Below are 5,168 nucleotides of genomic sequence, written 5' to 3'. Positions count from 1 at the left end.
TTTAGAAGGTCGGCTTCCAATATTGGTTTTTGCATAATATTTTAAAGTACTCATTTGTTCCAAATAAGGAATAAATTTAGGATGATTTTTAAAATTTAAATATTTATTATATCCCAAATCGGCCATTTGATCCAAAATTTCTTTTTCTTCAATTGACAATTCATTTTGTCCTTGATTGAAAACTTGATTGGCAACACCAGCACTCAAAAGGTTTTCCAAATTATAGCGACAAGAATCCAAAGTTCCGAAATTAGAGCTAATCGTTTGTCCTTGAATTGTAATCTGAATTTCGTTGTTTTCAATATTTGGACCCAAAGATGCATAAAATTTATGTGTTTTCCCACCACCACGAGCTGGAGGTCCGCCACGTCCATCAAAGAAAATTGCATGAATTCCATATTTTCTTGAGATTTCAGTTAATGCTTCTTTGGCTTTATAAATACTCCAATTCGCCATTAAATATCCACCATCTTTTGTTCCGTCAGAAAAACCAAGCATAATCGTTTGCTTGTTATTTCTATTTGTCAAATGTTTAGCATATTCCGCATTGGTATACAATTTTTCCATTACTAAATGCGCATTTTGCAAATCATCAACAGATTCAAAAAGCGGAATAATATCAACGGTAGCATTTTCCCAATTACATAATTTAAATAATGCAAAAGTTTCCATCACATTAAGCGCACTCTCATTATTACTTATGATATAACGGTTTGCACCAAATTCTCCATTATTTTCCTGAATGGTTTTGATGGCTTGAATTGATTCAACTGTGGATCTTGTCATTTCATTTTCAAAATCGGCAGGATCTAAATTTCCTTTTAAAGTTGATAAAACTTTCATTTTTTCCTCTTCGGTTAAATGGAAATAATTATCTGGAAAAATATTTGTTTTTGATTTAGAATAATAATCTACAATATCATAAAAAACACTTTGGTGAATTTTACTGTTTTGTCTGATGTCTAAAGTTGCAAAATGAAAACCAAACAAATTCAATCGAATAAGCAAAGCATCAATTTGATCTACATAAAGAGATTGATGTTGCTCAATTATTATTGTTTTAATTTTATTTAGTTGTGTTTTAAATTCTTCAAGAGTAATAAAAATTTCTCCTTTTGAATAAAAAACAGAACGATACAATTTTTGCTCCAATTCCATTACTAAAGAATCCACTACTGGAAAAGTAAGCTTTCTCTTTAGATTACGTATCTCTACATAATAACATTTTAGAATAGAGGTTCTCAAACGTTCTGCAACTTTCAACGTAATTTCGGTTGTAACAAATGGATTTCCATCGCGATCTCCTCCTGGCCAGAATCCAAGTTTAATTAACGGATTGTTTATGGATTCTCCTTCAAAAACATTTTTTTGCAAATAATGAACCATTTCACCAGAAGTGTTGTAAAAAACATTTTCCAGATACCAAATTAAACTTACTGCTTCATCAAAAGGATTTGGTTTCTCATTTTGAATAAAAGGAGTTTTTCCTAATTGAGCAAGTAGTTGTTTGATTTCTAGTAAATTATTATTACGAATTGCTTCGGTCAAATCATTAATAATTCCTAAAACTGGCCCAGGGTAAAATTGAGTTGGGTGTGCTGTTAAAACAGTACGAACATTGAAATTCTCCAGAAAATGAATCAGTTCTTCTTTATTATCCCTTACATCTGATTTCTCTTTAATATCACGAAGAGAACCTCTTCCTTCCATGTTGTTTACAACTGGAAATGCAGCATCTTCGATAGCATCAAATAAAACAATTTGGCGTTCAATATATTGTATAAAGTGAAACATCAGATTAATTTTATCTTTTTCAGTCGCACTAGTCAAATATTTATCTGAAAAGAAATCAAAAATTTCTTTTGGAGTTTCTTGTTTTTTGAATCCATTATCGCAAAGTTCTGTGAAAATTGGCAGCAAAACTCCCGTATTATCAACAGAATCGAAGGGTAATGTTATAAATACACTATTGTAAATATGGTATTTAGATAAAACGTTTTGATTAAAACGTTCTATTTTTGGTAACGTATACATAATTGTACTATTAGTTTAATGGTTGGTTAATTTAGCATAAAAAAACCCCAAGATTACACTTGAGGTTATATTTTATAATATAGCATTCAAGATTTTTTTACATTTCCTTAAAAATGGTATGCATCAAACGCTTTTTATCATTTATACTTTCCTCTAGTGAGATCATAGTTTCAGTTCTATACACTCCTTCGATATCGTCTATCATAAAAATAACATCTTTGGCGTGCTTCGTATCCTTTGCTCTAATTTTGCAAAATATATTGAATTTCCCAGTAGTTACTGAAGCAACAGTTACGAAAGGAATTTCATTAATACGCTCTAAGACAAATTTTGTTTGTGAAGTATTATTAAGAAAAACACCTACATAAGCAATAAATGAATACCCTAATTTATCATAATCAAGGACTAATGAGGACCCCATAATGATACCGGCATCTTCCATTTTTTTAACTCTTACATGAACCGTTCCAGCTGAAATCAATAATTTTTTTGCAATGTCTGTAAACGGAACTCTTGTGTTGTCTATCAACATATCTAAAATCTGGTGATCTACTTCATCTAAACGAAACTTACTCATAATTCTTTTATTATATGGTTATTTGATACTAAAAAAGTTAAATTTATAAATAAAAATTAAATAAACGGCAAAAATATTATTTTATTATTGTTCCGTTAACGAAAAATACTTTTTCATCTAAATTAAAATCGGCTTTTTGATTTTGTATTGGAAAATTAGTAAAATCATCTTTATATAATGCTCCTTTCGCATCGTACTCATAATGACCAAAATATCCTTCTAAATCACCTACTTCAACTATGTAAGCATTAAATTTTAATTCATTGTCAATTAACTCTTCTTTATATTGAGCAACAAAATTCGTGATTATTTCGATACCATCATAATTTATTTTGACATTTTTATACATAAAATCAAAAAAAACGACTTTATTCTGAGGAATGTTTAAATATTTATCATTTATATTGCTAACTATATCGTTTTCGCTGAGAATAATAAAACTCGAAAGTAGAGATATGAATATGAATTTTCGTGTAAATTCTCTTTCATAATCCCCTGCAAAATGCCCAGCTTCAAACAATAAAGTAGGGACTCCTAAATATTGAAAAGTGTCACCTATGCAATTAATATTAAATGAATCATCAAATCGACCAATTTGGCCTGGAATATAGTTTTGTAAAACTTCATTAATACCGGCAATCAAGTTAATAGCTTTCAATCTAGACTCATTTACCTCTCTTTCTTCATTATAGGAAGGTGCCAAAAAGGACACTGTCGCAGGTTTTCCAGTATCAGCAACACCAAAAATAGTACGTTGATCATGAAGATTAAAACAATAATCAGGTTTAAACTCTTCAAATTTTGCTCTTAATATTTTGCTTTCCGGCTGTGTGAGATTTTGGGAATCTCTATTCAAATCTACATCATTTGCATTAGCTCTAGTATATAATTTTGCTCCGTCAGGATTTAAGATTGGAATACAGTAAAAAGTAAAAGTATCCAAAAGTTGCTTAGCCAAATCCGATCCGTTATTCAATAGATTTATAAAATCGAATAATGCTTTAGTAGTTGTGCTTTCATTTCCATGCATTTGTGACCAAAGATAAATTTTTAATTTACCGGTCCCTTTTTGGTAACTATAAATGGGTTTTCCCAAAACAGATTGTCCAATTATCTTAACATCTTTTTTTAAGGATTCTCTGTTTAATATTGGCTCGATATTCTCTAATGTAATATAACGCCCCTGAATTGTATTTTCTTTATTTTGATTGAATAGTTCTTCTAAATTCATATTACAATATTTGATTTACAAAAGTAAACATCTTTATTTTTACATTTGTAAACTGTTATTTTTTATAAAAAATTAAAATTGTAAACTATTTTTTCAAAGTCTATTGTACGCAAGCTTAATCAAAATTGCGATTCAATAAATCTATAAATTACTTTTTATAATTAACAATAAATCAATATATTAATTCACTACATCTATATGTATACATTAATATTTAAAGTAATAAATTTGTGTTTTAACATTGTAAATTAGGTTGCGACACTCCTTTTGGTTACATTTGTGAATATGCTAATTTGAAATATAATTTACAATGGTAAACACGGATGATTTCATAAAAAGATTGGAGATTATACTTGATTATTATAGCCTTAATGCCTCTTCTTTTGCAGATAAAATCGGAGTACAACGTTCCAGTATGTCTCACCTACTCTCTGGAAGAAACAAGCCTAGTTTGGATTTTATTCTAAAAATTATCGAAATTTTTCCCGATGTAGATTTATATTGGATATTGAATGGCAAGGGTATTTTTCCAAAAAATTCTGAAGCAAATGAAGATTTAAAATCTAATTCTATCGTTTCAAATATTGACACTCCTACTCCAATTGATTTATTTTCTCAAATTTCTATGCCTACTGAATCTAATAGTCTACTTTCAAAATCAAATAAAATTGAAACTTCTACAGAAAATGAAAATTCTGATGAAGTAGAAAAAATTGTCTTCTTTTATAAAAATGGTTCTTTCAAAATATATTCTCTCAATTAATTTTAGTATTCGAACAGAATTGCAAAATCAATTGGGTTTATTTTTTAAAAAAATTAATAAAATATAATTACCACTCTTCTTATTTCAGAAATTAAATAAGAACAGAGTAAATCTTGAAAATTCAAAATCCAAGCACAAATTATAAATAAATTACAATTCGCGAGAATTTAATATTCTTCACAAAGATTCAGAAAAAATATTTTATGCGATTCTCAGCGAGTTTAATTTCAAGATACTTTATATCCGTTTTGGGGTATTTTCCCTTTTGCATCAACAAAATGTTTATTCAAAAAGATCAAATCAGATTCGATATCATTTGTTGGGTAAAATGGTTGTCCAAAGTCAATTACTTTCTTTTCAAAATTTATTGATACCGGAATGATTGGCACATTTGCTTTTAAGGCTATATAATAAAAACCTGTTTTGAGTTGTTCAACTTTTTTGCGTGTACCTTCAGGAGACAATCCTAATCGAAATGTTTCTTTTGAATTAAATATACTTACTATAGACTCAACTTTGTTTAATCCTCCTGTTCTATCTAATGGAGCACCTCCTAAAGATTT

At 28.8% G+C, this 5,168-nt stretch carries 5 protein-coding genes; 1 reads left to right on the top strand and 4 read right to left on the bottom strand.

The features are described 5' to 3' along the window. The 3 genes from VFS71_RS19135 to VFS71_RS19125 form a co-directional block, all read right to left on the bottom strand. The coding region (locus tag VFS71_RS19135; RefSeq protein WP_326403258.1) for a phosphoenolpyruvate carboxylase at positions 1-2,034 on the bottom strand (2,034 nt) is incomplete at its 3' end. A 97-nt stretch (positions 2,035-2,131) separates the two neighbouring features. Next, on the bottom strand, positions 2,132-2,611 hold the full coding sequence (locus VFS71_RS19130) for an Lrp/AsnC family transcriptional regulator (protein ID WP_024981770.1): 480 nt from the start codon (positions 2,609-2,611) through the stop codon (positions 2,132-2,134). 76 nt (positions 2,612-2,687) lie between these two features. After that, positions 2,688-3,842 carry a M14 metallopeptidase family protein gene (locus tag VFS71_RS19125; RefSeq protein WP_326403257.1) on the bottom strand — a complete coding sequence of 385 codons (1,155 nt, stop codon included), beginning with the start codon at positions 3,840-3,842 and terminating at the stop codon, positions 2,688-2,690. A 310-nt stretch (positions 3,843-4,152) separates the two neighbouring features. On the opposite strand from VFS71_RS19125, the gene VFS71_RS19120 reads away from it, so the two are divergent. Then, positions 4,153-4,605: a helix-turn-helix transcriptional regulator gene (locus tag VFS71_RS19120; RefSeq protein WP_326403256.1), complete on the top strand. Its 453-nt coding sequence runs from the start codon at positions 4,153-4,155 to the stop codon at positions 4,603-4,605. A gap of 227 nt (positions 4,606-4,832) precedes the next feature. Here VFS71_RS19120 and VFS71_RS19115 read toward each other — a convergent pair. Next, positions 4,833-5,168 (bottom strand): 1-acyl-sn-glycerol-3-phosphate acyltransferase (locus VFS71_RS19115; RefSeq protein WP_326403255.1); only part of this gene is annotated, 336 nt, incomplete at its 5' end.

Source organism: Flavobacterium sp., from assembly GCF_035760125.1.
Taxonomy (GTDB): domain Bacteria; phylum Bacteroidota; class Bacteroidia; order Flavobacteriales; family Flavobacteriaceae; genus Flavobacterium.
The sequence above is the reverse complement of the archived record's forward strand: the minus strand, read 5'-3'. Positions and strand labels throughout refer to the sequence as shown.

What these genes read in the sequence shown, in the direction of transcription:
- VFS71_RS19130 (WP_024981770.1), bottom strand. Translation starts at nt 2,611, where the DNA reads ATGAGTAAGTTTCGTTTAGATGAAGTAGATCACCAGATTTTAGATATG.
- VFS71_RS19125 (WP_326403257.1), bottom strand. Translation starts at nt 3,842, where the DNA reads ATGAATTTAGAAGAACTATTCAATCAAAATAAAGAAAATACAATTCAG.
- VFS71_RS19120 (WP_326403256.1), top strand. Translation starts at nt 4,153, where the DNA reads ATGGTAAACACGGATGATTTCATAAAAAGATTGGAGATTATACTTGAT.